General features: G+C 45.2%; 5 protein-coding genes. 3 read left to right on the forward strand and 2 right to left on the reverse strand.

The window, feature by feature from the left end:
• On the forward strand, positions 1-269 hold a 269-nt coding region (locus P5683_RS15110; RefSeq protein ID WP_315669455.1), incomplete at its 5' end, for a DUF4351 domain-containing protein.
• A gap of 58 nt (positions 270-327) precedes the next feature.
• On the opposite strand, the gene P5683_RS15115 is transcribed toward P5683_RS15110, so the two are convergent.
• Positions 328-2,946 carry a M1 family metallopeptidase gene (locus P5683_RS15115; RefSeq protein WP_035760173.1) on the reverse strand — a complete coding sequence of 873 codons (2,619 nt, stop codon included), beginning with the start codon at positions 2,944-2,946 and terminating at the stop codon, positions 328-330.
• 273 nt (positions 2,947-3,219) lie between these two features.
• On the opposite strand from P5683_RS15115, the gene P5683_RS15120 reads away from it, so the two are divergent.
• Positions 3,220-4,407 (forward strand): pyridoxal phosphate-dependent aminotransferase, encoded by a 1,188-nt coding sequence (locus P5683_RS15120; protein WP_046319524.1) that lies wholly within the window; start codon positions 3,220-3,222, stop codon positions 4,405-4,407.
• A 34-nt stretch (positions 4,408-4,441) separates the two neighbouring features.
• Here P5683_RS15120 and P5683_RS15125 read toward each other — a convergent pair whose 3' ends face one another.
• Positions 4,442-4,744, reverse strand: a complete 303-nt coding sequence (locus tag P5683_RS15125) for an acylphosphatase (protein ID WP_006670482.1) — start codon at positions 4,742-4,744, stop codon at positions 4,442-4,444.
• Between the two features lie 108 nt (positions 4,745-4,852).
• Between P5683_RS15125 and P5683_RS15130 the strand changes: the two genes are divergently transcribed.
• On the forward strand, positions 4,853-6,542 hold a 1,690-nt coding region (locus P5683_RS15130; protein WP_315669456.1), incomplete at its 3' end, for a PBS lyase.

Genomic DNA, 6,542 nt, shown 5'->3' on the forward strand with positions numbered 1-6,542 from the left:
CAGTAATTTATCAAGACATTTGGGAAGAAGCCCTTGAAAAAGGATTACAACAGGGATTACAACAAGGATTACAACAAGGGGCAACTGAAGGTGAAAAGACCTTAATTGTCCGGCTGCTCAATAGGAGATTAGGCAGTTTGCCAGAAACGGTCATCGGTCAAATCAATCAGTTACCATTACCCGCATTAGAGGAGTTAGGAGAAGCATTACTAGACTTTTCGGAGATAGATGATTTGCTGGGATGGCTACAAAGCCATCAGCACGAATAAATATCAACCAGAATTTACGCCTTGGGGTAATTTACTAATTACCCCAATATGATGCGGATTACTTAGTTTTAGCCTCTAAGTTTTCTAGGCGACTTCGTAGTTCTTGATTTTCCTTTTTGATTTTGTCCAGTTCCTCCCGTAACTGCTTAATAGCTTTGTCTGAACCCAGATTTTTTTGGACTTTTTGCACAGCCTCTTCCGCCCTGCGCCTGACCCGTCCATCCATGGTCTGTTCTGCTAGGTCATTCAAAACAGCGATCGCCTTGGGAGTTTCCATTTGGCTTAAAGCCATTACCACAGATATTTGAGTTAAGAAGAAATCTTCTTTAGCTAGTTCTTGAATCCGTTGCATAATACGTTCAAGATTGATGTTATTTTGACCTGTGGAAATGCGACCTAGACTAGAAATAGCATTTAAACGCAGGGCTTGAGGAACACCATTAGCGGTATATTTCAAAATCAGATTTAAAGCCATTTCCGAAGTTTTCATTTGACTCAAACCCAAAATCGCCCCAGACCGGACTACCTCATTCCAACCAGCCCTTTCTTGTAACACCATTTCTAACAAAGCGATCGCCTCAGCTTCTGTAGGTTCATCCTCGGTATTTCCCGCTGCTATTTTGGCGATCGCCTGTATAGCACTAGCCTCCACATAATAACTCGGATCACCATTTTCCACCAGAGGTTTAATCGCCTGATAACTTGCAGCCGTGTGAATTTCTGCCAAAGCATTAACCACCGCCCGCCGCACTCGTGGATTTTCATCTTTCAAGCCAGCCACCAAGCCATCAAAAGACTGATCCAGTTTAACCTTTACCAACTGTTTCGCCACTTCAACCCGGACTCCCCAGAAAGGTTCAGAAACCATCGCCTCACCCAAGGCTTTAGCCGATGCCAAATTCCCTTTTTTAGCCAAGGCTTGGGCGGCATAAATCCGGGAAATCGGGTCTGGGTCAAACTGAAGCTGTGCTTTTAACTCAGCTACTGGATAATCTAAAGTCACAGTTTTGAGCAAATTATTACCCACATCAAAACTGATAAAGTTAGGTTTCTCTTCCAAAGGAAAGTAAAAACTCTGTTCGCGATCGCTAACTTGTACAGTCACCGTTTTCAACTCCACTGGAGTCGATTTCTTTTTGGATTTACCCTTAGATTTTTTCGTGTAGCCAAAACCTATAGGTATTTTCAGATTAAACAAATTAGCCTCACTGAGTTTATCACTGTCTTTCGCCTGGGTTTGTTTAATAGTCACCTTCGCAATTTTGCTATCATTATCCCAGGAATAGGAAACCTTATATTTAGGATGTCCCCCACGATAGACATATTGATCAAACAAAAACAGCAAATTCCGTCCCGTTGCCTTTTCGATCGCCCTCAATAAATCCACCGTTTCCACAGTTTTATGGGCGTTATCCTGCACAAAAGTATGAATAGCTTTGGCAAATAACTCATCTCCCAATTCGGCGCGAATCATGTGATAAACACAAGCGCCTTTTTCATAAAGATGGCGATCATAAAGTTCAATCGCTTCTCGGTAAACGTGAGTTACAATCGGACGACTATAGCGGGAAGAATCCTCCGAAAAATAGCTACGGGCTTCATTTAATCGGTAATAAGCTGCCTCGTCCGCCCCATATTCATGTTCAGTCCAGAGTACCTCAGAATAAGTCGCCATTCCCTCCTTAATCCAAGCATGAGACCAATGGGCAATTACCACCAAATCACCAAACCATTGATGGGCGAGTTCATGGACTACCAAGCTTTCTGTATTGCGGTTATCTAGGGTAGCGCGTTCGTCCAACAAACAGCGATCGGTTAACAGAGTTGTCGAGGTATTTTCCATACCTCCAAAAATGAAATCATCAACACAGACTTGAGCATATTTCGGATAGGGATAATCATAGCCAAAAGTTTGAGAGAGAAACTCAATCATAGCTGGAGTTTTTCCCATACTCCGTAGAGCATCTTCCTGGCGATTTTTTTCGACATAATAAACCACCGGAATCTGATTATACTCCTCTTTGATTTCGGCAAATTTACCCACCGCTAACGCTATCAAATAACTGGGGTGAACCTGCTTTTGTAACCAATGATAAATTTGCTGATCGCCCTTAGTTTTGGTGGCGATTAATTCACCATTAGCGATCGCCAAAAAATCCTGGGGAACCCGGACTTTAATTTCTGAGGTGGCTAACTGTCCCGGATAGTCAAAGCAGGGAAACCAGAAACGGGAATCTTCATCTTCCCCTTGAGTCCAAACTTGAATCGGTTTATCAGGATAATCTGAATTTGGTCCGATAAAATATAGACCTCGTTGAGGATGATCAACAGTATAGTCGATCGCTATTTTCAGGGTTTGATTAACCTCTGTGGGTTGGTTCAGATGAACGTATAATTGCTGACCATCATGGTCAAAATCTACCTCATGCTTACCAATTTTAACTTGATTAATTTCCAGATCTACCGCATCGAGGGTGAGGGTATTAATACCACTGCGGATCGGATTTAGGGTAATAGTACAAGTTCCCTGAAAACTTTGGGCGGGAATATCCAAAACTAGGTCGAGAAAAATATGCTCAACCTGACCAGGGCGATCGGGGTTATAGTGAGGGCGTGCCCCTGGTAACTCGAAGGATTTAGAATCGTTGGTGTCTGAATCGAAATAGGAATACAACATTAATGAATCTATAGCTCGGAAGTCTAACATTTGATGGTTTACCTTTTTTGAGATCATGTCAACCGGACTTTATGCGATGACAGACTTATGGAACAATGAGACCTAGATTTTCAGCGCAACTGTAGTTCACATAGTTGACAAATAACGGGATCTGTGATAATAAACCCTGAATCAAATGAAAAAATGTCATCATTGCCCAACAATTAGGGTTGCAGACATTCATCACCCGCCGTAGAATCTCTAGTTTAAGACTACTAAAAAGAGTAATTTGATATGAAGCTGGCAGCCCGTGTAGAACAGGTTCCCCAATCTGTCACCCTAGCGATATCAGCCAAGGCCAAGGCCATGAAAGCCGAGGGACTCGACGTTCTCAACTTCAGCGTTGGTGAACCGGACTTTGACACACCCCAACACATAGTCGCTGCGGCTAAAAAGGCACTCGATGAAGGAAAGACACGGTACGGTCCAGCAGCGGGAGAGCCCAAACTGAGGGAATTAATCGCTCGCAGTCTGACTCAAGAGGTGGGTGTTAATTATAGCGCGGAAAATATAAATTATAGCGCCGAAAATATCATTGTCACCAATGGCGGGAAACATTCCCTGTCCGGGTTGATGATGGCGATCATCGAGGCTGGGGATGAAGTGATTATACCTTCCCCCTACTGGTTAAGCTACCCAGAAATGGTCAAACTAGCTGATGGCACTCCGGTCATTGTCCCCACCGATGCGACTACCGAGTATAAGATTACCCCAGAATTACTGCGACAAGCGATTACCCCGAAAACTAAACTATTTGTCCTTAACTCGCCGTCAAACCCGACGGGGATGGTTTACACCCCGGATGAACTGAAAGCGTTAGCGGAAGTGGTGGTGGAGTCGGGGATTCTGGTAGTCTCTGATGAGATTTACTCCCAAATTCTCTATGATGGGGCGCAACATCTGAGTATAGCGGCCGCTCACCCAGAAGTCCATAAACAGACGCTGATTAGTAGCGGTTTCGCTAAGTCCTTTGCTATGACTGGATGGCGTTTAGGTTATCTGGCTGGGGATAAAACTATTATTGGGGCGATGACCCGGATTCAAAGCCATAGTACATCTAATGTCTGCACGTTTGCTCAATATGGAGCGATCGCCGCTCTGGAAGGTTCCCTCGACTGTGTAGAAACAATGCGACAAGCCTTTGCAGAACGCCGACAGGTGATGTATGAACTACTGAACGCTATTCCCGGAATTAGCTGTGTTAAACCCTACGGCGCATTTTATATGTACGTCAATATCGGGAAAATCGGCTTAGGGTCGGTAGACTTCTGCAATGCCTTGTTAGAAGAAAAGCAAATGGCTACAGTTCCTGGCTTGGCTTTTGGAACAGATGATCACATTCGCCTATCCTACGCCACGAGTTTAAAAAATATTGAAACTGGACTCAAGCGCCTAGAAGAATTTGTTGAAAGTAGGATCTAATTTGATCTAGACCGCGCTAGGGATGATTTCGAGGCTAATGGTAGAGAATATCAAAGCTGTAGAGTCCTTCGGCTCGCTGATACTCTACCTTAACCTGTGTAGGTTGAGCGGAGGGCGGTCCTTGGTAACACCATTTAATCATGGCCTCCACTTGGGCTTGACTACCCTCAAAAACAGCCTCGACCCGACCATCGGGCAAATTTTTCACCCAGCCGTTAGCTCCCTTTTGAATGGCGACTTGGCGAGTATAGTATCGATAACCGACACCCTGCACCCGTCCAGAGATCAGTAAATGGGCGCGAAGGAGGTCAGGTTTTTCATGGGTTGTGTTAGACACGGTTAGAATCTGGTAACGTATTTAGATACTCTGGGGACACAGAGTTATTAAAAACTGGGTTGATTAGATGATGGCTCTATAACTTTACCAAAAATTGGGAGATTACCTATGGACCTGATTAGTTTACTGATTATGTTAATTATTGGCAGTTTGGCTGGGTTGGGGGTCAGCTATACTGTGTTGGAGCGTCGCCTGACCCAGCAGAGAGAAGAATATGAGCGACAAATTCGCCTCTCGGCTGAGGAATTAGAAAAAGCCCATCAAGTCAGGATTCAGGAAATGGTCCAGTCCCTAAGAGATGATTACGATCGCCAACTGCGAGAGATGACAGAAACGCTCAAACAAGAACAGGAAGCTGAATTGACAAAAAGCAATGAATCCTTAACTCAATATTATCAGTCCCATATTGAGCAGCTTACCAACCAGGTACAAAGCCGTGAGGAGGAACTCCAGGAAGCTGACCAGCAGTTGAGAGGGTATCAGCAAGAGTTGGGAAATTTGATGGAGGAATTACATAGCCGTGAACGCCAGGTTGAGGAATTGAATGAGTTTTTGACTTCATATCAGACTCAATTAGAAGAGGTCAATCAAGACTTACAAGCCAGCCAAAGTCGCATCAATGAAATGGGTGAGTCTTTAACAGGCTATGAAACTCAACTTCATGATATGGATGGGGATATTAGCGAAAGTCAAGACCGCACTCAGCAGATGGCAGAATATATCGCGGGCTATGAGAACCAACTGCAACAACTTGAGCAAGACAACTATACTACCAGAGAGGAAATTCGCGAAACCATCGAAAATATCCGACAGCACAGTGAACAAGAAATTCAGAAGCTACGCGCTGATCTTGAACAAGATCAGGAGACTCGGATTCAAAATGCTATTGATAACCTGGAAGAACAATATAATGATGAAATTCGCGCGGGTACTGAACAACTGGTGCGAGCTATGCAGTCTCAAACTGAGCAGATGATAAAGTCGCTGCATGAGCGTTTGGAATTTTTGCCTGAGTTGTTGGCAGAAAGTGAAGCGGAAGCAGCTAGAGAAGCGGCTACAGAAGAAGAGACACTAGAAGAGACGGAAGTCGCGGAAGTGGCGGCAGAGGTGGCGGAAGTGTCGGAAGAGGTAGAAGAATCAGTGATGGCTGATGGTTTAATGGTCTCGGAGACACCGACAGAAGCGGCTACAGAAGAAGAGACACTAGAAGAGGCGGAAGTGGCGGCAGAGGTGTCGGAAGTGTCGGAAGTGTCGGAAGAGGTAGAAGAATCAGTGATGGCTGATGATTTAATGGTCTCGGAGACACCTACAGAAGCGGCGACAGAAGAAGAGACACTAGAAGAGGCGGAAGTGGCGGAAGTGGCGGCAGAGGTGTCGGAAGTTTCTGAAGAGGTAGAAGAATCAGTGATGGCTGATGATTTAATGGTCTCGGAGACACCTACAGAAGCGGCGACAGAAGAAGAGACACTAGAAGAGGCGGAAGTGGCGGAAGTGGCGGCAGAGGTGTCGGAAGTTTCTGAAGAGGTAGAAGAATCAGTGATGGCTGATGATTTAATGGTCTCGGAGACACCTACAGAAGCGGCGACAGAAGAAGAGACACTAGAAGTGGCGGAAGTGGCGGCAGAGGTGTCGGAAGTGTCGGAAGTTTCTGAAGAGGTAGAAGAATCAGTGATGGCTGATGGTTTAATGGTCTCGGAGACACCTACAGAAGCGGCTACACCAGAGAAGACACCAGAAGAGGCGGAAGTGGCGGAAGTGGCGGCAGAGGTGTCGGAAGTGTCGGAAGTTTCTGAAGAGG

It is taken from the genome of Limnospira sp. PMC 1279.21, from assembly GCF_032349615.1.
Lineage (GTDB): Bacteria > Cyanobacteriota > Cyanobacteriia > Cyanobacteriales > Microcoleaceae > Limnospira > Limnospira fusiformis.

Coding starts and splice junctions, on each gene's coding strand:
- P5683_RS15115 (WP_035760173.1), bottom strand. CDS start 2,946: ATGTTGTATTCCTATTTCGATTCAGACACCAACGATTCTAAATCCTTC.
- P5683_RS15120 (WP_046319524.1), top strand. CDS start 3,220: ATGAAGCTGGCAGCCCGTGTAGAACAGGTTCCCCAATCTGTCACCCTA.